The sequence below is a fragment of the Nissabacter archeti genome (assembly GCF_018257325.1).
GTDB lineage: Bacteria > Pseudomonadota > Gammaproteobacteria > Enterobacterales > Enterobacteriaceae > Chimaeribacter > Chimaeribacter arupi.
Genome location: NZ_JAERKB010000001.1, coordinates 314,449 through 337,518, shown reverse-complemented (window position 1 = coordinate 337,518; position 23,070 = coordinate 314,449). Strand labels below are relative to the sequence as shown.

Below are 23,070 nucleotides of genomic sequence, written 5' to 3'. Positions count from 1 at the left end.
GCGCGGCTTCACAATGAGGAAGGCATGAGAAGATTACTGACAACGTTGGCTATTTTGCTGCTGGTGCTGGTGGCGGGGATGACCGCCCTGGTATTGCTGGTTAATCCGAACGATTTCCGTCATTACATGGTGCGGCAGGTGGAGCAGAAAAGCGGCTATCAGCTGGCACTGAGCGGCGATTTGCGCTGGCATGTGTGGCCGCAGCTGAGCATTATCGCCGGGCCGATGACGCTGACCGCCCCCGGCGCGCAGGCCCCGGTGGTCAGTGCAGACAATATGCGCCTCGATGTGAAGCTCTGGCCGCTGCTTTCCCACCAGCTGGCCGTGAAGCAGGTGATGCTGAAAAACGGCGTGATCCGCCTGACGCCGGAAAGCGCCGCCCGCCCGCAGCCTGATGCCCCGCTGGCCCCCGGCGGCCGGCCGGAACCGGCCGAGCCGGTGCACTGGAAGTATGACATTGACGAACTGAAAGTGGCGGACAGCCTGCTCATCTGGCAGCAGGGCAATGAAAATCCGATCAACGTCCGGGACATCAACCTCTCGCTCTCCCAGCATGATCACCGCCAGGCGGCGATCAGCCTCTCCAGCCGCATCAACCGCGACCAGCGCGATCTGACGTTCTCCCTCTCCGGGCAGGCGGACATGTCACGCTTCCCGCAGGCGGTGACCGGTAAAATCGACCAGCTGGATTACCGGCTGGAGGGGGTGGATCTGCCCGCCGGGGGGATTAAAGGCCAGGGCACCTTGCAGGCGGCCTGGCAGCAAGACCCCGCGTCCCTTACCCTCAGCCAGCTGGTGCTCTCTGCCAATGACAGCCAGGTGCACGGTGAACTGGCCGCGCAACTGGGCGACGTGCCGCACTACCGCGCCAACCTGCAGGCTGACCGGCTGAACCTGGACGGCCTGACCGGCTGGAAACCGGCCAACGGCGAAGCCCGGCAGCAGGGCCAGACCACCACCTTTGCGCCGGTTATCTCGCAAAATGTGCTGGCCCACCAGAACGAACTGGCGGGCCTGACCGGCTTTACCGCCCAGCTGTCGCTGAAGGCTGCCAACCTGACCTACCGCGGCTTGCAGGTGGCCCAGTTTGCTGTGCAGGCGGACAACCAGCGCGGCAACGTGACGCTGGCCGCGCTGAGCGGCAAACTGGGGCAGGGGGACTTTTCCCTGCCGGGCACCCTGGACGCCACCGGCGACCGGCTGCGCATGAGCCTGTCACCGGTACTGCATCAGGTTGAGCTGGGGCCGGTGCTGCGGGCGTATGGCCTGCCGGAAGCGTTGACCGGCCGCTTCTCCCTGACCGGCACGGTATCCGGCGAAGGGCTGACCACCGAGGATGTGAACCAGCGCTGGCAAGGGCAGGCAGAGATGTCGATGCAGCCGGCGCGGCTGCATGGCCTGAACGTGCAGCAACTGATCCAGCAGGCGGTGGCCCGCAACAACGGGGGCGTTCAAGGGCAGGAGCGCTATGAGCGCTATACCGAAGTCGATCAGCTGCACTCCCACGGTGTGCTGAAAAACGGCGTGCTGACCCTGACGCAGCTTCAGGCGACCTCCCCGATGCTGACGCTGAACGGCGGCGGCACCCTGAGCCTGACCGATGAGCAGTGTGACGTGACGCTGGCCACCCAGGTGACCGGCGGCTGGCGGGGCGATAACAGCAGCCTGATTGACACCCTGAGCCGTACCGCGGTGCCGCTGCGCATCTATGGCCCGTGGCAGCAACTGAATTACCAGTTGCAGGTGGATCAGGTGTTGCGTAAGCAGCTGCAACAGGAAGCCCGGCGCGCGCTGAAAAACTGGGCAGAAAAAAACAGCGGCAATCAGGAGAACAAGCCGCTGAATAAACTGCTTAACCAGAACTGACCTGCTCAACCACAACTGATCTCCTCAACCCGCATTGACCTCCTCCGGGGCGCGGCGGCGCCCCGGCTTTCCCGGCCCCTGTGGTGACGGCCCCTGCCGTCACCACAGGGGCTTCTTTCTGCCCGATGGCCTTTTCTCCCGCTAATTTCCCGCTTCCCTGATAAAGGTTGACGAAAATCAGTACCTTTCCGGCTGACTTTCGGCACAGTCGCGCCTGCTTTCTTTTTACTTTTTTCTTTCTTTCGCCTGCACGCCGCAGTGGGCCGGCGCAGGCCACACAGGGTAGGGGAAATAATATGCTGGAGCTGATAGTCGGGCTGGCGGTCACGGTGGGCGTGGGCCGTTATATTATGAAAGGGTATTCGGCCAGTGGGGTGCTGCTGACCGGCGGCGTGCTGCTGTTAATCATCAGCGCGCTGATGGGCAAAGCCGTGCTGCCGGAAGGCACCGCCGCCACCGGCTGGCAGGCTGCGGACATCGCCGAGTACATCAAAAGCCTGCTGATGAGCCGGGGCGGCGATCTGGGCATGATGATTATGGTGCTGTGCGGGTTTGCCGCCTATATGACCCACATCGGGGCCAATGACATCGTGGTGAAACTGGCCTCACGGCCGTTGCAGAAAATCAACTCGCCCTATCTGTTGATGATTGCCGCCTACTTTATGGCCTGCCTGATGTCGCTGGCGGTCTCTTCGGCCACCGGGCTGGGGGTGCTGCTGATGGCGACGCTGTTCCCGCTGATGGTCAATGTCGGTATCAGCCGCGGTGCCGCGGCGGCCATTTGCGCCTCCCCGGCGGCGATTATCCTGTCACCGACGTCCGGTGATGTGGTGGTGGCGGCCAAAGCGGCACAGATGCCGCTGGTGCAGTTTGCCTTCAGCACCACGCTGCCGGTGTCAGTCGCTGCCATTATCAGCATGGCGGTGGCGCACTTTTTCTGGCAGCGCTGGCTCGACCGCCGGTCACCGGCGGCGCAGGAGCAGCTGACGCCGGGTGACATCACCACCGATGCGCCGCGCATTTACGCCATTCTGCCGTTTACGCCGATTCTGGGCGTGCTGCTGTTTGATGGCCGCTGGGGGCCGGAACTGCACATTATTACCGTGCTGGTGATGTGCATGGCGCTGACGGCGGTGATTGAGTTTATCCGCCACCGGCAGGCGCAAGCGGTGTTCCGGGGGCTGGAGACCGCCTACCGCGGCATGGCGGACGCCTTTGCCAATGTGGTTATCCTGCTGGTGGCCGCCGGGGTGTTTGCCCACGGGCTGGGCACGGTGGGCTTTATCAGCGCACTGATTGGCCTGGCGCAAGCGTTCGGCGGCGGCGCGCTGGTGATGATGCTGGTGCTGGTGGTGATCACCATGCTGGCGGCAATGACCACCGGCTCAGGCAATGCGCCGTTTTATGCGTTTGTGGCGCTGATCCCGCAACTGGCGACGCAGATGGGCATCCGCCCGGCGTATCTGGCGGTGCCGATGCTTCAGGCCTCCAATCTGGGCCGGACATTGTCCCCGGTATCCGGTGTGGTGGTAGCCGTGGCCGGCATGGCTAAAATTTCACCTTTTGAAGTGGTGAAACGGACTTCTGTGCCGGTGCTGACCGGGCTGGCCGTGATCATCATCGCCACAGAACTGTTGATTCCTCTGCATTAACCTGCACGCCGGCGGGCAGCCGGTGAGAACAGTGAGCTGCCCGCCGTTCTGTAAAGATTCGGACTACTCTGCTTTCTAAAGTGAAAAATTTATAATCTCACTGCACCACACCGCTATTTCACTCGACATTTTTCCGGCCCCGCCAATATTATTTTTGAGTTTTCTTTTGCCTGTCATCTGGCGCTTTTATCTTTTCACGGCATTGGGCCAATCCGGCGCGGCGGTGATACCGGGGGGTACGTTATGAGTGGGAACGATCGCGAGATCCAGTGGATTAATACCCTGAAAGGGGCCTGTATTTTGCTGGTGGTCTTACACCATCTGATGCTGACCAGCTTTATTCCTTCCATGAGCGTCATTGGCGAAGAGAGCGTGCTCGGCCAGTGGTGGCTGACGCTCAATGCCCACCTGACGCCGCTGCGGATGCCGTCATTCTTCTTTATCTCCGGCTTGCTCGCCGCCGGCGCGGTGATCCAGAAAACCTGGCGTGACGTGTTTACCAAACGCGTGGTTAACCTGCTCTATGTCTACCTGCTGTGGTGCCTGATCCAATGGGCGCTGGTCTCTTTCATCAACCACTACCTGTCGTTTGACCAGTGGGGCGTGAAGAATATGGTGGGCACCTCCTACGCGGATTCCCTCAACCAGTTCGTGATGTACAGCGTGACGGCGATGGCCAACACCTGGTATCTCTACGCGCTGGCGATCTATTTTGTGGCCTGCAAGCTGTTTAAGAACAATGTGCTGGCGCTTCTCCTGCTCTGTGTGGCGGCAAACTACGTCGCGGCGCGCGGGTTACTGCCGGGCTGGGGGCCGAACAGCGTGGCGCAAAATGCCCTCTATTTCTGCGTCGGCTGTTTCTATGGCCGTCAGGTGGTGGAGTTCCTGCAACATCGCCGCCATGTGCTGGCCGTGTTGCTGGTGGCGCTGCCGCTGGCGCTGCTCCATGCCCGCTTCGGCATGAACAAAAGCATTTTCCATTGCGCCATCGCCATTGTGCTGTGTGTGGTGATTTGCCGGGAAGTGAACGCCCGGATGACGCCCAACAGCCTGAACTGGCTGGGGAAAAACACCCTCCAGGTCTATGTCATCCATAAAATCGTCACGGAAATTATTGCGGTCTGTGTGGTCGGGGCGCTGGTGCACTACCGTGCCTTTGACAGCTGGTCGTTCTCCGCCGCATGGCTGCTGGCGTTCCCGTTTGTCGGGGTGGCGCTCTCGGTATGCCTGTCGCTTGGGATCTGGCGGCTGATTAACCGTGGGGTAGGGCGGGCGCTGTTCCAGTACCCTGGGATGGTAAAACCGCTGCCGGCGATGGCAAAACTGCCGTAAACCCGGCGGCCTGTCACGTTACCGGGCGGGGCCTGAACAGCGGCCCCGCCCGGCCATTACACTTCGTAATCCTCTTCTACCGGCTGCGGCGGCGCGACGATTTTCACTTTGGTGATGCGGTGGCTGTTCACTTCCAGTGCCTCAAACAGGTAATCCCCAATCTGCTGGGTGGCCCCCTGTTGGGGGATCGCCTGCGCATACTCCATCAGCAACCCTGCCAGCGTATGGTATTCCCGCTTCTCATCCACCGGTACCGGAATATAGAGCGCCAGATCCTCCAGCGGAATATAGCCGTTAGCGACCCAGGTACGCTCGTCAAGCTGCTGGATGTCATGACGCGGATCGTTGTCTTCCCCTGCCACCGGCAGGTTACCGGCGATGGTTTCCATCACATCAGTGAGTGTCACCACCCCTTCCACGGAACCAAATTCATCTACCACAAACGCAAAGTGGGTCTGTGCCTGGCGGAACTGCTCCAGCGCCATCAACAGCGAAAGCTGTTCCGGGAAGATCAGCGGCTGGCGCACCAGTGCGCGGATGTCCAGCTCCGGCTGGCTCAGCGTCTGCCGCAGCAGGTCAATAATATGCACCACGCCGAGCGGCTCATCGGCCGCGCTGTCCTCGGTGACCACCAGCCGGGTGTGCTGGTTGCGGGTCAGCTGTTCGGCCAGCAGTTCCGGCGGGTCATTCAGCTCCAGGCACTCCACATCATGGCGTGAGGTCATGATGCTGCTGACAGTGCGCTGCGCCATGCCGAGTACCCGTTCAATCATCCGGCGCTCCTGCTCGTTGAACACCTCCTGCGTTTCACCGCCGTGGTCGGCCACCATGCCGACGGCATGGGTGTCGAGCTCGGCATCCTCATGGCGGCCGCCCAGCATCCGCAGCACGGTTTCTGCCGTGCGCTCACGCAGCGAGCGGTGTGAGGAGAGGAAACGCCGCCGGTTGAACTGCGCCAGCTGGTTCAGCGCCTCAATCAGCACCGAGAAACCGATGGCGGCGTAGAGGTAGCCTTTCGGGATGTGATAGCCGAAGCCGTCGGCAATCAGGCTGAAGCCGATCATCAGCAGGAAGCTGAGGCAGAGGATCACAATCGTCGGGTGTGCATTGACGAACCGGGTCAGCGGCTTGCTGGCCAGCAGCATAAGGCTCATCGCAATACAGACCGCCAGCATCATCACCGGCAGGTGGTCTACCATGCCGACGGCGGTGATCACCGAATCCAGCGAGAAGACGGCGTCCAGCACCACAATTTGCGCCACCACCGGCCAGAAACGCGCCGCTTTGCGGTTATTGCCACCTTCGCTGTCTTTGCCCTCCAGTTGTTCATTCAGCTCGACCGTGGCTTTAAATAAAAGAAACACCCCGCCCACCAGCATAATCATATCCCGCCCGCTGAACGGGTGGCCACGCAAGGTAAACATCGGCTGGGTGAGGGTGGAGAGCCAGGAAATAGACGCCAGTAACAGTAAACGCATCACCAGCGCCAGGATAAGGCCGGTAATTCGGGCGCGGTCGCGCTGCTTGCGCGGGACTTTTTCCGCCAGGATGGCAATAAATATCAGGTTATCGATGCCGAGCACGATCTCCAGCACCACCAGCGTGGCCAGCCCGGCCCAAATTGTCGGATCAGCGATCCATTCCATAAACAGTTATCACCTCAATCTTTCCACGGAATATACCGCACAACGAATAATGTAAGCCGCCACGTTAAAATTCAACCTTAAATGGTTAGGTATTCCTATTTGTAGCAAGCTACTGGTTAAGGTTTATGCATAAAAGCAATTACGTGAGTTTAATCAGGGTAATTCCCCTGCTTAATATGGAAATATACCTAAGGATAATCTTATTTTTCAGCCGCACCAGGGGCGCCATTACTGATTGGCACGGTAAGTTAATAAGAAGGCAATCTGATTAATCTGAAATGTGTGCTTTTTTTATGGCGGGCCTTGCGTAGTTGAAAATTAAACGAAAGCAAGCATTTTGCAGCAAAAAAAGGTTAATAATCAGCCCATTGAAGCGGGAAAAATCGCTGTAGAAAAGGACGGAAAAAAAGGGGGGGTAGTCTTATTCCTAAAAGGATACTCAAGGGCTACAACAGGCTTGTAACACCTCTTCAATAGTATAAGAATCTTAGACACAATTTATATATCGCGTTCCGCCCATTGCACTAATGATGACGATAAATTGTTGGTTTTGTGACAAGGCTATCATTTGTACATAACCAGTGACCTCGCCTTCGCCGCTCGCCTGAGCGGGATAAAGGCGCCCGGTTAACAACGTTTTCTCCCCAGTACATTGGTAGCTGTAAGCCAAGGGCGGTAGCGTGTCCGGATAAAGGAACGGTCAATTGTTCAGCACCGCAATATTTACGCGGCGTGAGAAAATATATAGAGCATTCCTAACGTCAATACTCTTTACTTCCGCCATGATGCTTTCACCGGGTAATCACCCAGGGAATGCCTCACCGGCCGCAGGGGTTAACTTCCCGGCAGGTAAACAGCAGAAGTGAATTCGTGTGAAATTGATAAGCAGTTTATATGAAATCGGTTAACTAAGAGCATTCTGAAGATGAATGTTTGATAAAGATCGTTATAGTACGGTTATCAATACACCTCTATTCATAAAGGATTCAACGCATATTACGCGATGCCGATGGGCAGTTGCGTCTACTACACGCTTGGGGCTTTGAAGGGTTGAGCAGTGACTTTATCAGGGGCGGCGGAATACGTCCTTTTCAGAAAATCAGCGACAGTGATGATAATTCAATGGCTAAAAGAAAATTAAAACTGATACCGCTTTTGGTATCGATCACCCTGATCAGTGGTTGTGCCGTCATTCCTGGTCAGAATCTTTCTACCAGTGGGAAAATGGTCGTCAAACAGGATGACGCCGATTACGACATCGACAAATTAGTCAATGTCTATCCGCTTACACCGAAGCTGGTGGAGCAGATGCGGGTTCGCCCACTGGTCGCACAGCAAAATCTCGGCCTGCAAACTGAGCTGGCCAACTATCAATACCGCATTGGGGTGGGCGATGTGCTTAACATCATCGTCTGGGACCACCCGGAACTGACCACCCCGGCGGGGACGTACCGCAGCGCCAGCGACACCGGCAACTGGGTGCACTCTGACGGCACCATCTTCTACCCGTACATCGGCCGGGTAAAAGTAGTGGGCCGCACCGTGACCCAGATCCGCGATGAAATTTCCCGCCGCCTGGCGCAATTCATCGAAAGCCCGCAGGTTGATGTGAGCATCGCGTCATTCCGTTCACAGAAAGTGTATGTGTCCGGCGAAGTGGCCACCTCCGGCCAGCAGCCGATCACCAACGTGCCGCTGACCATCCTGGACGCCATCAACGCCGCCGGCGGCCTGACGGCTGACGCGGACTGGCGCAACGTGGTGCTGACGCACAACGGCCGCGAGGAGCGTATCTCCCTGCAGGCCCTGATGCAAAACGGCAACCTCGGCCAGAACCGTCTGCTTTACCCGGGCGATATCCTGTTCGTGCCGCGTAATGATGACCTGAAAGTGTTCGTGATGGGTGAAGTCGTCAGACAGTCCACCCTGAAAATGGACCGCAGCGGCATGACGCTGACCGAAGCGCTGGGGAATGCCCAGGGTGTTGACCAGACCGTGGCCAACGCGACCGGCATCTTTGTTATCCGTCCGACCCGCGGGGCAGAAGGCAGCAAGCTGGCTAACATCTACCAGCTGAATACCTCTGATGCCTCCAGCATGGTGCTCGGGACGGAGTTCCAGCTACAGCCGTATGACATTGTGTATGTGACTGCCGCACCGATTGTCCGTTGGAACCGCCTGATCAACCAGCTGCTGCCAACCATCAACAGCGTCCGTTACATGACCGATACGGTGCATGACATTAAGGATTGGTAAGTCAGATGTTTAATTCTGTTTTGGTGGTGTGCGTGGGCAATATCTGCCGTTCCCCGACCGGGGAACGGTTATTGCGCCGCTATACCGACAATAAGGTCATTCAGTCTGCCGGATTGTCTGCGCTGGTAGGGAAACCTGCCGATGAGCAAGCCAGGCTGGTGGCCGAAGAACACGGATTGCACCTTGATGGGCACACGGCCCGGCAGCTTACCGCCTCCCTGTGCAGAGAATTTGATTTAATTCTGGTCATGGAACGCAAGCATATTGATGCGGTAACGAACCTGGCCCCCGAGGTACGGGGCAAAACGATGCTTTTCGGGCACTGGTCCAGTCAGCGCGATATACCAGACCCGTACCGGAAGAGTCGTGAAGCGTTCGAGTCCGTATACCGTTTACTTGATGATGCGGCTCAGCAATGGGCAAAAGCACTTACTAGCTAATCAGGGAATAAGATGTCTGAGAAAAATAAAGTTCAATCAAGCCACATGGGCGGCAATGACGAAATCGACCTGGGCAGGCTAATTGGTACGCTGCTGGATCACCGCTGGTTGATCATCGGGATTACCTCCCTGTTCGCCGTTATCGGCATTATTTATACCCTGTTCGCAACGCCTATTTATAAAGCGGATGCCATGGTACAGGTGGAATCCACGGTCGGTAACGCGATCATGGATAACCTGGACAGCATCATGCCGGGTGCCAAGCCGGGTTCCGATGCGGAAATCCAGCTGATCCAGTCCCGTATGGTGCTGGGGAAAACCGTGGCTGACCTGAACCTGGACACCCAGGTGCAGGAGCATCACTTCCCGGTGTTCGGCAGTGGCTGGGCGCGCATCACCGGCCAGAAACCGGCCCAGATCGCCGTGTCACGCTTCAATGTGCCGACCGTCTGGATGAACAAGCCGATGGAACTGGAGATGGTTGACAGCAAACACTTCGTGCTCTCCACCGATGACGGTGAAGTGCTGAAAGGCGAAGTGGGCAAACTGGCGACCGAAGGTGAGTTCAGCCTGCTGGTCAGCGATGTGAAAGCGGAACCGGGCACCCGTTTTGACATCGTCAAACGCCCGGAAATCTCCGCCATCAAACAGATCCAGAACCAGCTGGTGATTGAGGATGCAGGCCGTGATACCGGCGTGCTGAACCTGTCACTGACCGGCGCAGACCCGGAACTGACCCAGAAAACCCTGGCAAGCGTCGCCAACAACTACCTGATGCAGAACGTTGAGCGCAAATCGGCCGAAGCGGAAAAAAGCCTGAACTTCCTGCGTGTGCAGCTGCCGGAAGTCCGCAGCAAGCTGGACGCCGCAGAAGACAAGCTGAACCGCTACCGCCAGCAGAACGACTCTGTGGACATGTCCCTGGAGACCAAAGCGCTGCTGGACCAGATGGTGGGCCTTGAGGGCCAGCTGAACGAGCTGACTTTCCGTGAAGCCGAGATCTCCAAGCTGTACACCAAGTCTCACCCGGCGTACCGCACCCTGCTGGAAAAACGCCAGACCCTGGAGAGCGAAAGAAACAACCTGAACAAACGTGTCAGCTCCATGCCGGAGACCCAACAGGAGATCCTGCGCCTGACCCGTGACGTGCAGGCCGGCCAGGAAGTCTACATGCAACTGCTGAACAAACAGCAGGAGCTGAGCATCACCAAAGCCAGTACCGTGGGCAACGTGCGTATCGTGGATAACGCGCTGACCCAGCCGGGCGTGGTGAAGCCGCAGAAAATCCTGATCATCATCATCGCCATTATGCTGGGGCTGATTGTCTCCATCTTCTGGATTGTGGTGAAAATCATGCTGTACCGCGGCATCGAAAGCCCGACAGTGCTGGAAGAAGCCGGGATCAACGTGTATGCCAGCATCCCGCTCTCCGAATGGCAGCAGAAGAAGGATCGTGAAATCTTTGCCGGCAACCTGAAAAATGCCAAACGCAAAGAACAGGCCGCCGGTGTGCTGGCGATCGGCAACCCGACCGACCTGGCGGTGGAAGCGGTGCGCAGCCTGCGTACCAGCCTGCACTTCGCCATGCTGGAAGCGAAAAACAACATCCTGATGATCTCCGGTGCCAGCCCGTCGATTGGTAAGACGTTCGTCTGTACCAACCTGGCGGTCGTCGTGGCGCAAACCGCGAAACGCGTGCTGATCATCGATGGTGACATGCGTAAAGGCTACACCCATGACCTGCTCGGCGTGCCGAACAACAGCGGCTTGTCTGACATCCTGTCCGGCCAGAGCAGCATCCAGAATGCGGTGAAGAGCGCCGGGGTGGCGAACTTCGACATCATTACCCGCGGTAAGGTGCCGCCGAACCCGTCTGAGCTGCTGATGCATGAGCGCTTTGACGAGCTCCTGGCCTGGGCCAGCGCCAACTATGACATCGTGCTGATCGACACCCCGCCGGTACTGGCGGTGACGGACGCGGCGATTGTCGGGCGCAAAGCCGGTACGGCGCTGATGGTGGCCCGTTATGGCGTGAACACCCTGAAAGAGATCGAAGTGAGTATCAACCGTTTCGAGCAGAACGGTATCGAGATCAAGGGCGTTATCCTCAACTCCGTGATCAAGAAAGCCAGCAATTACTACGGTGATTACGGCTACTACGAATACGAGTACAAGTCTGCCAAGCAGTAATGCACCACCTGGGGCAGCCCCTGCGGCTGCCCTCTCTCTGCCGGCTTTGGCCGGCAACCTCATCGGGCTGTACTGCAATGGATACGCCACCGCGCACTGATGGTGGGTGATAAGCGACCTTACGGATGAGTCTCTATTAAGACGCACCAAGAGCAGAGAGTAAAACTATGAATGAAAAACGCGTGTCCGTGTATATTCCGACGCACAACCGCTCGTCACTGCTGGAGCGGGCAATTAAGTCGGTCATTAACCAGACCTATAAAAATGTGGAAATCCTGATTTGCGATGACGGCTCATCAGACGATACCCAACAATTGGTCGAGCGTTATCAGGCGCTGCATGACAATATTGTCTACCTGAAAAATGAAACACCGAAAGGCGCGTGCGCTGCCCGTAATTTAGGGATTAATGCCGCCACCGGCCACTATATTACCGGCCTGGATGATGATGATGAATTCCTGCCGGAGCGTATCGAGAAGTTCGTTAAATTCTACGAGCGCCATAAATACCCGTACCTGAGCTCAGGCATTATCTTTAATTTCGGGAAGCACCAGAAAGTAGGCTTTAATAAAGTTACCCATATCCGGCTGGACTCCCTGTTATACCAGAACATCGTCGGCAGCCAGGTCTTTACCAAAACCGATTATCTGCGTGCGATTGGCGGCTTCGATGAGAGCTTCAAAGCCTGGCAGGATTACGACACCTGGGTCCGCCTCGGGGCGCGCTACGGGGAAGGGTACAACATCTGCGAAGCCACCTACATCCAGCACCTGGAGCATGAGTTCGGCCGCATCACCAAGAGCAACAAGCTGGAGATTGGTTACAACCAGTTCGTGACCAAACACCGCAAGCTGCTGAAACCGGCACACCGCAAGAACCTGCTGTTCAATTACAAAATGGCGCGGGATGAACGCCTCTCCATGCAGGACCTGATGCAGGTCTGTTACCCGGGTAATGTGGTTAACGTGATTAAATACCAGGCCCGCAAAATATTGATGTAGCCGACACGCGCTTGAGCAAGGAATAACAATGAGTGCTATTTATTTCATTCTTCTGATGGTGAAGGATGCGCTGAAATATTTATCCCATCTGGGGTTCCGGGCAAAAATGCGCGCCAACCGGGTGCGTATTGACAGTTCCGCCTCGGTATTTGTCGGGCCTGATAATGTGCTGACGCTGAAACCCGGTGTCTCCATTGGAAAAGGCAGTGTAATTACCTGTTCCGATGAGATGGCTAAAAAAGGCGTCCGCAGCCGTATTGTGGTGGGTGAGGATACGGCTATCAACGAATATAACAATATTCGTGCATCAGGCGGGGAAATAATTATCGGGAAGAAATGTATTATTTCTCAATATGTGAGCATGATCGCCAGTAACCATGAAATAAATACCACCGAATACATGAAAGATGCCTTGTGGGACAACGTGAAAACCTCTGTCACCATCGGGGATGATGTCTGGATTGGGGCCGGTGCGGTGATCCTGCCGGGTGTCCGGGTCGGCAATGGCTGCGTGATTGCCTCCGGCGCGGTCGTGACCAAAAACGTGCCGGACTTCAGCATTGTGGCAGGCGTACCGGCCAAAGTGGTCAGCCAGCGCCCGATTCACGCGTAACCCGTTACTGCACTTTTTCCGATAACTCACAGAGCCGCGACGCCGTATGCCAACGCTAAAAAACCGTCACATTGCCATTGTTTTCACTGCCGCCATTGTGGGCGGCCATGAACTGATGGCTGTCGAGCACATTAAAAAACTTCAGCGCAAAGGGCTGAAGCTTGCCTGCTTCGTGCCGGATGATAACCCGAAGCTGATGGCGATTCTGGACCAGGCGCAGATCCCCTACCAGCAACATGGGGTGCGCCACCAGAAACTGGAGATCCTGCACGCCTTCTTCAATGTCGGCCTGCGCGCCAGGGCGGCCCGCTTCCTGAAAGATCTGGCCCCGCGGGTGGACGACATTGTGCTGATTCAGGGCGATATCGAACTGGGGTCAGTGTTCGTCAATATGGCGGCACGCCAGAAGATTTCAGTGATCTCTTATATCCCTTACGCCCATCGCTTCAGCAAAATGGGGGCGAAACTGGCCGGGGTGAAAGATGCGCTGGGGGCGGTGGTGTATAAACGTTGCCAACGTTACATCACCATTTCCGCCTGCTTCGCCGACGACCTGCGCCGCTGGAACCCCAAGGCGCAGGTGCGCGTGCTGCCGAACTTTGTGCCGGCCCCGCCGGCCGCTGAGATCCGCGGCGTCGGTTATGCCTTTACCCCGCAACCCGGCACCGTGCGCATCCTGATGCCGGGGCGCGTCAGTTTCCGCCAGAAAGGGCAGGACGTGCTGGCCGAGGCCTTAGCCCGTCTCGGCGATCTGCCGGTGACCTTTGAGGTGGTGGTGGCCGGTGACGGCCCGGACCTTGAGGCGCTGAAAGCGCGTGCCGCCACCCTGCCGGACAACGTGCGCTTCCGCTTCCTCGGCTGGGTCAGCCCGGTGTGGCCTTACGCCACCGAGGCAGATTTCATCGTGATCCCGTCGCAGTTTGAGGGGGTGCCGCTGGTGATGCTGGAAGCGCAGAAGCGCAATATCCCGATTATCGCCTCGCGCCGGGACGGCATGAAAGATTACCTGCCCGCCGCAGCGGTTTATGGCCCGGAAGACGCCGCCGATGAACCGGCCGCGCTGGCCGCGAAAATTTCTGACTATCTCAGCACACAGCACGGCATCACTGCCCGCCGGCCGGAGGCCACAGGCCATACCGGGGCAGGGCAGGCGAGCCGACAGACCCTGAATGCCGGTCATTCCGTCAACACTACAATAAAAGAAGAACGTCTATGATGATGAGCAGCTCACGGGCCATGACCATGGGAAACAGTCGCGGCCTGTCGATTTCCAGCATTATTATTTTCTTTACCGCTATCGCCTGCCAGCTCACTGACGTGGCGCTGGGGCCGGTCAAAGTGTGGGAGCTGATGGCGATCTCCCTGTTCCCGTTCTTTATCCGCCGTATCGAAACCAAACTGCTGGTATTCCTGGTGGTGTTCGTGCTGCTGATGTTGCTGTCGCTGTTCAAGGGGGCGACCACTGAGGTCTATTTCTCCAACTACGGCGGCCTGAAAAGCAAGTACGTGATTTCGCTGGTGCGCTTTGTGGAGCTGGTGCTCTGCCTGGTGGTGGCCTGCCTGCCGTTTAACTTCTACCGCAATAATGGCCTCTCCTACACGGATATTGTGCGTAAGTTCCTGAACTATAACGCCATCATCCTGCTTGGGATCTTTGCGCTGTTTATGGTGGACGTGGCCGCAGGCAGCAAACTGGTCTCCTACGGCCCGACGCATCGTATGCGCGGCTTCTATGTGGAAGGCGGCCCGTATGGCCTCTACATCAGTACGCTGCTGCTGCTGGAGCTGATGTTCCTGAAGCGCAAACTGGTGCTGGCGCTGTTTGCCGTGGCGCTGCTGCTGTCGCAGTCCAAGGCCGGTATCGTCGGGGCGGCCGTGTTCGGCTTCCTGGCGCTGACCTTCCGCTACCCGTTCCTGCGCAGCTTCATCAACCCGAAAAATATGTTCCGCTTCTCCACCCTGATGCTGGTGGGCGTGCTGCTCGGCGGTGCGGTGATGTACAAGGTGGCGGAAAACTATGTGAATGACCTGAGCAACCTCAACGAGGTGCTGACGCTGCGCGGCAATGACCCGTCACTGGTGATGGGGCGAATTGCAGCGACCTATATCGGGCCGAATATCATTGCAGATAACCCCTATATTGGTGTCGGCCTCGGGGCCTATTCCCTGGTACGTAATAATTCCGAATATCGCGGCCCGTTCCCGGTGGTACCCGGCTGGGATTTAACCGGCCTGGGCGGATTTTTCAACCTGATGATTGAGAATGGTGCAATAGGGGTAATCCTGTTTTTAATCGCCACCATCCGGTATTTCAAATTCAATGAAATGGGCATGGTCTTTTTTGTCCTGTTCGTTCTGCCGTTTTTACTCGGTGCGCAGTTATATATGGTGTATCCGTGGTTATACCTCGGGTTTTATAGTGTCTATCGCAGAGAGATGACTAATGAGTAGGATTATTTTCGACAACCGATGGGACGGTTCAGGCGGCATTGGTACTTTCGCGGATGAGATTAATCGGATAAATAAGTTTGAAAGTGCCAATTTTTCCGGCAAACCGGTTTCCCCGGCGGATACGATAAAAACGGCAATGGCCAGCTTGTCAAAACGCGGTGATGTGATCTTTTTCCCAGGATATATCCCGCCGCTGTTTTCGAAAATACCTTATGTGTTTACCGTGCATGACCTGAACCACCTGGATCGCCCGGAAAACTCCAGTAAGTTCAAGCGTTTGTTTTATCAAGTGATTATCCGGAACGGGTGCAGGAAGGCGAAAAAAATCCTGACGGTTTCAGAATTTTCCAAGCGACGCATTGTGGAGTGGAGTGGTATTAATCCTAATAAGGTCATTAACGTCGGTAATGGCGTATCAGAAAGTTTTAATGTTGATGTAAAACCTTATAATGTCGACTTCAAATACTTCTTGTGTGTCAGTAACCGCAAAGCCCATAAGAATGAGCTGCGGACACTGGAAGCCTTCAGTAAGGCGAATTTACCGCCGGAGGTAAAGCTGGTATTTACCGGTAAGCCGAATGAAGAACTGACCGCCTTAATGGAAAAATTAAAGGTGACGAACCGGGTACATTTTACCCATTTTGTTGCCCTGGAAGATCTGCCCTCACTCTATAAGAGCGCAAGCGGCCTGGTATTTGCCTCGCTGTATGAAGGGTTTGGCCTGCCGGTCATTGAAGCGATGGCCTGCGGCACGCCGGTGATTACCTCGAATACCACCTCACTGCCGGAAGTGGCAGGCGATGCGGCTATTTTGGTGAACCCACTGGATGTGGATGATATTTCAACTGCAATGAATCAGCTCTATTTTAATGAGGCATTGCGGGAAAAACTGATTGCGAAAGGATTCATTCAGGCGAAGAAGTTTTCGTGGGAAAAAACCGCCGAGAAAGTCAGGAAAGCCCTGAATGAGGTCATTGCCGAGGAACACAATGGAAAATAACTATAGCGTAGGCTTTGTCACCGACTGGCTGGTGACCTACGCCGGTGCCGAGAAGGTGCTGAGCGAACTGGTGCAAATCTATCCGGATGCAGACCTTTACTCCGTGATCGATTTCCTGTCTGACAAAGACCGCCAGAAGATCGGCAACAAACGCGCCACCACCACCTTCGCGCAGAACCTGCCGCGGGTGAAGAAAAAATACCAGAACTACCTGCCGCTGATGCCGCTGGCGATTGAGCAACTGGATGTCTCCGCGCATGACGTGGTGCTCTCCAGCTCCCACGCGGTGGCAAAAGGGGTGCTGACCGGCCCGGACCAGCTGCACATCAGCTATGTGCACTCGCCGATCCGCTACGCCTGGGACCTCCAGCACCAGTACCTGCGCGGTGCCGGGCTGGACAAGGGCATGAAAGGCTCGCTGGCCAAGTACCTGCTGCACAAGATGCGCCTGTGGGATTACCGCACTGCCAAGGGTGTCGACCATTTCATCGGCAACTCGCAGTTTATTGCCCGCCGTATCCACAAGGTATACGGCCGCAAGGCGGATGTGATCTATCCGCCGGTGAACGTTGATCGCTTTACGCTGAATGAGAACAAAGAAGAGTTCTATTTCACTGCCTCGCGCATGGTGCCGTACAAACGTATGGACCTGATCGTCGAAGCCTTCGCCGCCATGCCGGACAAAAAACTGGTGGTGATTGGCGACGGCAGCGAGATGGAGAAAGTGAAACGCCTGGCCAAGCCCAACATCGAAATCCTGGGCTTCCAGGATGACGCCACGCTGGTGGATTACATGCGCCGCGCCAAGGCGTTTGTGTTTGCCGCTGAGGAAGATTTCGGTATCTCCCCGGTGGAAGCGCAGGCCTGCGGCACGCCGGTGATCGCCTTCGGCAAGGGCGGGGCGCTGGAAACCGTGCGCCCGCTGGGTGTCGCACGGCCGACAGGCCTGTTCTTTGACGCGCAGACCGTGCCGAGCCTGGTGGCCGCCGTGGAACGTTTTGAACAGAACCGCGAAGCGATTACCGCCGCGGACTGCCGGCTGAATGCCACCAAGTTTTCTGAAGCGCGTTTCCGTCAGGAGATGCAGCAATACGTCGATGCCAAATGGCAGGCGTTCAACGAATCCAAGCAGATCATTTACTAGGTGTAAGGGGAAATCTCATGAGCTCAACGAAACTCTATCCAGTGATTATGGCAGGCGGCTCCGGCAGCCGTTTGTGGCCCTTATCCCGTATCCTTTATCCGAAGCAGTTCCTGAACCTGAACGGCAACGAGACCATGCTGCAATCCACGCTGAAGCGTCTGGATGGGCTGAGCTGCCAGAACCCGGTGGTTATCTGCAACGAAGTGCACCGTTTTATCGTGGCAGAACAGCTGCGCGAAATGGGCAAGCTGACCAAAAACATTATCCTTGAGCCGGCCGGCCGTAACACCGCCCCGGCCATCGCCCTGGCGGCCCTGACGGTCGACCAGGCGGAAGGCGCGGACGAAGACCCGCTGATGCTGGTGCTGGCCGCAGACCATGTGATCAAAGACACCGCCGCGTTCCAGAAAGCCGTGACTGACGCCATCCCGTATGCGCAGGAAGGCAAACTGGTGACCTTCGGCATCGTGCCGACCGGCCCGGAAACCGGCTACGGTTACATCAAGCGCGGCGAAGCCGTGGCGCTGGACAACCCGGTCAATGCGCCGGATGAAGTGGCGTTCCGCGTCGCTGATTTCCGCGAGAAGCCGGATCTGGAAACCGCGCAGGCCTACCTGGAGAGCGGCCACTACTACTGGAACAGCGGCATGTTCCTGTTCCGTGCCAGCCGTTACCTGGAAGAACTGAACAAATTCCGTGCTGACATCGGCAGTGCCTGTGCCGAAGCGGTCGGCACCATCGACCCGGACCTCGATTTCGTGCGGGTGGACGTGGACGCGTTCCTGCGCTGCCCGGACGAGTCCATTGACTATGCGGTCATGGAAAAAACCCAGGACGCCATCGTGGTACCGATGGACGCCGGCTGGAGCGACGTCGGTTCCTGGTCTTCCCTGTGGGAGATCAGCGAGAAAGACGAACTCGGCAACGTGCATCAGGGCGATGTCATCAGCCACAACTCGCAGGACAACTATGTGTTCGCCGAGTCGAGCCTGGTGACCACCGTGGGCGTACAGAACCTGGTGGTGGTGCAGACCAAAGACGCCGTGCTGATTGCCGACGTCAACCAGGTGCAGGATGTGAAGAAGATCGTTGAGAAGATCAAATCCGCCGGCCGCCAGGAGCACCACATCCACCGCGAAGTCTACCGTCCGTGGGGCAAATATGACTCCATCGACGCCGGTGCGCGTTACCAGGTGAAACGCATCACGGTGAAACCGGGCGAGAAACTCTCCCTGCAGATGCACCATCACCGTGCTGAGCACTGGGTGGTGGTGGCGGGGACGGCCAAAGTCACCAAAGGCGAGGAGCAATTTATCCTGACGGAAAATGAATCCATTTATATTCCGCTGGGTGAAACCCACTCGCTGGAAAACCCCGGCAAAATTTCGCTGGATTTAATTGAAGTGCGCTCGGGCGCGTATCTGGAAGAGGATGATATTGTCCGTTTCCAGGATAATTATGGCCGGGTGTAATTAACCCTTTTTACTTCTTTATTTACCACCAGATTATTATTCACCAGTGCGTGCCGTTTCCGGCACGCCGGTGTGGGATATTATGCTCAAGGAAATGTATATGCCTACTTCATTGTCATGCTTTAAAGCCTACGATATTCGCGGTCAATTAGGTGAAGAACTTAATGAGGATATTGCTTACCGGATCGGGCGTGCCTATGGGGAATATCTGAAGCCGGAGACCATTGTTGTCGGCGGGGATGTGCGTCTGACCAGCGAGGGGCTGAAACTGGCCCTGGCCAAAGGCTTGCAGGACGCCGGCACCAACGTGATCGACATCGGCCTGAGCGGCACGGAAGAGATCTACTTCGCCACCTTCCACCTGGGCATTGACGGCGGCATCGAAGTGACTGCCAGCCACAACCCGATGAACTACAACGGCATGAAGCTGGTGCGTGAAAACGCCAAGCCTATCAGCGGTGATACCGGCCTGCGTGACGTGCAGCGCCTGGCAGAAGCCAATGATTTCGCGCCGGTTGACCCGGCCAAACGCGGCAGCTATAAGCAGCTCTCCCTGCTGAAAGAGTACACCGAACACCTGCTGGGCTACGTGAACCTGAAAAACTTCACGCCGCTGAAGCTGGTGGTCAACTCCGGTAACGGCGCGGCCGGCCACGTGGTTGACGCCATCGAAGCGCGCTTCAAAGAGCAGGGCGTGCCGGTCGAGTTCATCAAGGTGCACCACGAAGCGGACGGCAACTTCCCGAACGGCATCCCTAACCCGCTGCTGCCGGAGTGCCGCGCAGACACCACCGCGGCGGTGCTGGAACACAATGCTGACATGGGCATCGCCTTTGACGGTGACTTTGACCGCTGCTTCCTGTTCGACGAAAAAGGCCGCTTCATTGAGGGCTACTACATCGTCGGCCTGCTGGCCCAGGCGTTCCTGGAGAAAGAAAAGGGCGCGAAAATCATCCATGACCCGCGCCTGAGCTGGAACACCGTTGACATCGTCACCACCGCCGGCGGCGAGCCGGTGATGTCCAAAACCGGCCACGCGTTCATCAAAGAGCGTATGCGCAAAGAAGACGCCATCTATGGCGGCGAAATGAGCGCGCACCACTACTTCCGCGACTTCGCCTACTGCGACAGCGGCATGATCCCGTGGCTGCTGGTGGCTGAACTGCTGTGCCTGAAGAAAAAATCGCTGGGCGAACTGGTCTCTGACCGCATGGAAGCCTACCCGGCCTCCGGCGAGATCAACAGCGTGATCGCCAACCCGAAAGAGGCGATCCAGCGCGTCTACGACCGTTTCGCCCCGGACGCACTGAACATCGACCAGACCGACGGCATCAGCCTGGAGTACGCAGAGTGGCGCTTCAACCTGCGCAGTTCCAACACTGAGCCGGTCGTGCGCCTGAATGTGGAATCACGCCGTAATACCGCGCTGATGAATGAAAAAACCGAAGAAATATTAAAACTATTACGAGATTAATTTTTACTTGGCTTAAACGGGCAACGATCCAGGCACGCGTTGCCCGTTTGATACCTTCTTGGCAAGTATGAATATATAAGAAGAGTCAATTATGCGCGTTTATAATGTAAATTTGAGTGGCTTTTTTGTTAAGCTGTCACTGGCAATATCCGATTTCCTGTTCTTTAACCTCTCGCTGTTTTTCGCGATCGCGATATTACGTCATGTCACGGATGATGTTTATCTCTATATTCCGCGTTATGAGATGACTTCTTTCTATTTAGCGCATCTGTTGCTCTCCTTGATTGCGGTGGTCTGGTTCTGGGTTCGCCTGCGCCATTACACCTACCGGAAACCGTTCTGGTTTGAGCTGAAAGAGACACTGCGTACCCTGGCGATTTTCGCCATTATCGCCCTGGCGATGGTGGGCTTCTCAAAATGGGAATTATCCCGTTACTTCTGGCTGCTGACCTGGGTCACTATTCTGATCACGGTTCCGTTGGCGCGTTCGATTGTGAAACGCCTGCTGAACAAGATGGGATACTGGCGTAAACAGACCGTGATTATCGGTAACCAGAAAAACGCCCGCGAAGCCTATGTGGCGTTGCAGAGCGAAGAAGTGCTGGGCTTTGATGTGGTAGCGTTCTACGCGGTTACCCCGTGCAGCGACACCGAAATGATGGGCAAACCGGTGATTCAGGATGAGAAAACCCTCTGGGAGCTCACCAACACCGAAGACACCCAGTTTATTGTGGCCGTGGAGTTTGATGAGCACGCGCTGCGTGACTACTGGCTGAAAAACCTGGCGAAACACCAGTGCCGTTCGGTCTCTGTGATCCCGACACTGCGCGGTGTGCCGCTGTACGGCACGGATATGTCGTTCATCTTCAGCCACGAAGTGATGATTTTGCGGGTCAGCAACAACCTGGCGAAACGCACCTCACGGATGATCAAGCGCGCCTTCGACATCTTTGGCTCGCTGGTGATTATGCTGTTGCTGGCACCGGTGCTGTTTATCCTGATGTACCTGGTATCGAAAGACGGCGGCCCGTCAATCTACGGCCATGAGCGCGTAGGGCTTGGCGGCAAGAAATTCAAATGCCTGAAGTTCCGGTCGATGGTGACCAACTCGCAGGAAGTGTTGCAGAACCTGCTGGAGAACGATGCCGAAGCGCGTGCGGAGTGGGACAAGGACTTCAAACTGAAGAACGACCCGCGCATCACCAAGGTGGGCAAATTCATCCGCCGTACCAGCCTGGATGAGCTGCCGCAGCTGTGGAACGTGTTCCGCGGTGACATGAGCCTGGTTGGCCCGCGCCCGATTATTGAGAAAGAGCTGGAACGCTACGCCGGTGAGGTGGACTACTACCTGATGGCCAAACCGGGCATGACCGGCCTGTGGCAGGTCAGCGGACGTAATGATGTGGATTATGACACCCGTGTCTATTTCGATGCGTGGTATGTCAAAAACTGGTCACTCTGGAACGATATCGCGATTCTGTTCAAGACCGTGAACGTGGTGCTGAAGCGCGATGGTGCATACTAAGAAATCGACTATTCTTAGTGATCGTTGAACGTATAACCAAACAAGTTACTACCTACACGAAAGGGAAGAAAAACCTATGGCGAATTTGAAAGCGGTAATTCCTGTAGCAGGGCTGGGGACACGTATGTTGCCTGCAACGAAGGCGATCCCAAAGGAGATGTTGCCGGTAGTGGATAAACCTCTGATCCAGTATATCGTGAATGAGTGCGTCGCCGCAGGGATCAAGGAGATCGTGCTGGTCAGTCACTCCTCCAAAAATGCCATCGAAAACCACTTCGACACCTCGTTCGAACTGGAAGCAGTGCTGGAATCCCGCGTGAAGCGCCAGCTGCTGAAAGAAGTGCAGGCCATCTGCCCGCCGGACGTCACCATCATGCAGGTGCGCCAGGGCCAGGCCAAAGGCCTGGGCCACGCGGTGCTGTGCGCCCAGCCGATGGTCGGTGACTCACCGTTCATCGTGCTGCTGCCGGACGTGCTGCTGGACGACTCCACCGCCGACCTGACCCGTGAGAACCTGGCCGCGATGGTGAAACGTTTCGAAGAGACCGGCCACAGCCAGATCATGGTGGAGCCGGTGCCGGAGAAAGATGTCTCCAAGTATGGCGTAGCGGACTGCAACGGCGTCGAGATCGCGCCGGGTGAAAGCACCGTGATGAGCGCGGTGGTTGAGAAGCCGAAACAGGAAGAGGCACCGTCCAACCTGGCTGTGGTTGGCCGTTATGTGCTCTCCAAAGACATCTGGCCAATCCTGGAGAAAACCCCGCCGGGTGCCGGTGATGAAATCCAGCTGACCGACGCCATTGCCCTGCTGATGAAGCAAGAGCCGGTAGAGGCGTTCCACATGAGCGGGAAATCCCACGACTGTGGCGACAAACTCGGTTACATGAAAGCCTTCGTGACCTATGGCGTGCGCCATGACACCGAAGGCCAGAAGTTCGCCGAATGGCTGAAGAAGCTTGACGCCTGATTTTACTGATTCTCTTCAATTGCATTGAGCTGTGAGGACTT

The 23,070-nt window shown here is 56.6% G+C and carries 17 protein-coding genes; 16 read left to right on the top strand and 1 reads right to left on the bottom strand.

Features of this window, described 5'->3' with window-relative positions:
- The first annotated feature begins 24 nt into the window (after nucleotides 1-24).
- The 3 genes from asmA to JK232_RS01420 all read left to right on the top strand — a co-directional run bounded on the left by asmA (nucleotide 25) and on the right by JK232_RS01420 (nucleotide 4,850).
- Nucleotides 25-1,866 (top strand): outer membrane assembly protein AsmA, encoded by a 1,842-nt coding sequence (gene asmA / locus JK232_RS01430; protein WP_212588671.1) that lies wholly within the window; start codon nucleotides 25-27, stop codon nucleotides 1,864-1,866.
- Nucleotides 1,867-2,162: 296 nt separating this feature from the next.
- Entirely contained in the window at nucleotides 2,163-3,518 is a 1,356-nt protein-coding gene (gene dcuC / locus JK232_RS01425) for an anaerobic C4-dicarboxylate transporter DcuC (RefSeq protein WP_101828579.1), read from the top strand.
- Between the two features lie 243 nt (nucleotides 3,519-3,761).
- Entirely contained in the window at nucleotides 3,762-4,850 is a 1,089-nt protein-coding gene (locus JK232_RS01420; RefSeq protein ID WP_072928422.1) for an acyltransferase family protein, read from the top strand.
- Between the two features lie 56 nt (nucleotides 4,851-4,906).
- On the opposite strand, the gene JK232_RS01415 is transcribed toward JK232_RS01420, so the two are convergent.
- Nucleotides 4,907-6,496 carry a TerC family protein gene (locus JK232_RS01415; protein WP_212588670.1) on the bottom strand — a complete coding sequence of 530 codons (1,590 nt, stop codon included), beginning with the start codon at nucleotides 6,494-6,496 and terminating at the stop codon, nucleotides 4,907-4,909.
- A 1,122-nt stretch (nucleotides 6,497-7,618) separates the two neighbouring features.
- On the opposite strand from JK232_RS01415, the gene JK232_RS01410 reads away from it, so the two are divergent.
- The 13 genes from JK232_RS01410 (at nucleotide 7,619) to galU (ending at nucleotide 23,029) form a co-directional block, all read left to right on the top strand.
- Nucleotides 7,619-8,752 (top strand): polysaccharide export protein, encoded by a 1,134-nt coding sequence (locus tag JK232_RS01410; protein ID WP_072928424.1) that lies wholly within the window; start codon nucleotides 7,619-7,621, stop codon nucleotides 8,750-8,752.
- A 5-nt stretch (nucleotides 8,753-8,757) separates the two neighbouring features.
- A complete protein-coding gene (locus tag JK232_RS01405) occupies nucleotides 8,758-9,192 on the top strand; it encodes an arsenate reductase/protein-tyrosine-phosphatase family protein (RefSeq protein WP_072928425.1) in 435 nt (144 codons plus the stop codon).
- Between the two features lie 12 nt (nucleotides 9,193-9,204).
- Nucleotides 9,205-11,382, top strand: a complete 2,178-nt coding sequence (wzc, locus tag JK232_RS01400; RefSeq protein ID WP_072928426.1) for a tyrosine-protein kinase Wzc — start codon at nucleotides 9,205-9,207, stop codon at nucleotides 11,380-11,382.
- A 167-nt stretch (nucleotides 11,383-11,549) separates the two neighbouring features.
- Nucleotides 11,550-12,383 carry a glycosyltransferase gene (locus JK232_RS01395; protein ID WP_072928427.1) on the top strand — a complete coding sequence of 278 codons (834 nt, stop codon included), beginning with the start codon at nucleotides 11,550-11,552 and terminating at the stop codon, nucleotides 12,381-12,383.
- Between the two features lie 28 nt (nucleotides 12,384-12,411).
- On the top strand, nucleotides 12,412-12,996 hold the full coding sequence (locus tag JK232_RS22905; protein WP_072928428.1) for an acyltransferase: 585 nt from the start codon (nucleotides 12,412-12,414) through the stop codon (nucleotides 12,994-12,996).
- Between the two features lie 46 nt (nucleotides 12,997-13,042).
- On the top strand, nucleotides 13,043-14,212 hold the full coding sequence (locus JK232_RS01385; protein ID WP_072928429.1) for a glycosyltransferase family 4 protein: 1,170 nt from the start codon (nucleotides 13,043-13,045) through the stop codon (nucleotides 14,210-14,212).
- Nucleotides 14,209-15,447 (top strand): O-antigen ligase family protein, encoded by a 1,239-nt coding sequence (locus tag JK232_RS01380; protein ID WP_241506153.1) that lies wholly within the window; start codon nucleotides 14,209-14,211, stop codon nucleotides 15,445-15,447. Before JK232_RS01385 ends, JK232_RS01380 begins: the two co-directional genes overlap by 4 nt.
- Entirely contained in the window at nucleotides 15,440-16,447 is a 1,008-nt protein-coding gene (locus JK232_RS01375) for a glycosyltransferase family 4 protein (protein WP_072928430.1), read from the top strand. Before JK232_RS01380 ends, JK232_RS01375 begins: the two co-directional genes overlap by 8 nt.
- Nucleotides 16,437-17,591, top strand: a complete 1,155-nt coding sequence (locus JK232_RS01370; RefSeq protein ID WP_212588669.1) for a glycosyltransferase family 4 protein — start codon at nucleotides 16,437-16,439, stop codon at nucleotides 17,589-17,591. Before JK232_RS01375 ends, JK232_RS01370 begins: the two co-directional genes overlap by 11 nt.
- A 17-nt stretch (nucleotides 17,592-17,608) precedes the next feature.
- Complete coding sequence (gene cpsB / locus JK232_RS01365) at nucleotides 17,609-19,063, top strand: mannose-1-phosphate guanyltransferase (RefSeq protein WP_072928432.1); 1,455 nt, start codon at nucleotides 17,609-17,611, stop codon at nucleotides 19,061-19,063.
- A gap of 100 nt (nucleotides 19,064-19,163) precedes the next feature.
- Nucleotides 19,164-20,537, top strand: coding sequence for a phosphomannomutase CpsG (cpsG, locus tag JK232_RS01360; protein WP_101828580.1), 1,374 nt, complete (start codon nucleotides 19,164-19,166; stop codon nucleotides 20,535-20,537).
- Between the two features lie 91 nt (nucleotides 20,538-20,628).
- Nucleotides 20,629-22,062, top strand: coding sequence for an undecaprenyl-phosphate galactose phosphotransferase WbaP (gene wbaP, locus JK232_RS01355; RefSeq protein WP_072928433.1), 1,434 nt, complete (start codon nucleotides 20,629-20,631; stop codon nucleotides 22,060-22,062).
- Between the two features lie 76 nt (nucleotides 22,063-22,138).
- Nucleotides 22,139-23,029 (top strand): UTP--glucose-1-phosphate uridylyltransferase GalU, encoded by an 891-nt coding sequence (gene galU, locus JK232_RS01350; RefSeq protein WP_072928434.1) that lies wholly within the window; start codon nucleotides 22,139-22,141, stop codon nucleotides 23,027-23,029.
- Nucleotides 23,030-23,070 lie beyond the last annotated feature (41 nt).